The 377-nt window shown below is 33.7% G+C and carries 1 protein-coding gene; it reads right to left on the reverse strand.

The window, feature by feature from the left end:
• Positions 1–114: 114 nt before the first annotated feature.
• On the reverse strand, positions 115–377 hold a 263-nt coding region (locus SB753_RS35245), incomplete at its 5' end, for a DinB family protein (RefSeq protein ID WP_410804691.1).

A 377-nucleotide genomic window follows, 5' to 3' on the forward strand; every position in this document is an offset into this window, starting at 1 on the left:
ATGCTTTTCATTATTCACAATGGTTCTTCCCCCTTTAAGTAAACAACTTTATGGCTTTGTATGAGCGTTCTTTAGAGCAGAGAAAAATAAAACAACGGGAGATTAATCAGAAACTTAATCCCATATTATAGGACGTTTAACTTTTGCAGTTCTTAAATAATCTAAAAGTTGTCCTGTATGTACTGATTCATGATAAGCAACTCGTAACAACATGTCTCCTAACTCTCGAATATATCCCATCTCCGATCGATCTATTTTTATCTCTGTTAGCTGCTTTTCATGAAGGAGGCCTAAAAACTCTATAAATTTTTCCCTATATGGTTGAGCAAACTTTAACGCTTCTTCAACAGAACTAAATGTTACTTCCTTATAAGGAT

Origin of the sequence: Paraburkholderia sp. SIMBA_053 (genome assembly GCF_046534895.1) — a bacterium.
GTDB classification, from domain to species: domain Bacteria; phylum Pseudomonadota; class Gammaproteobacteria; order Burkholderiales; family Burkholderiaceae; genus Paraburkholderia; species Paraburkholderia caledonica.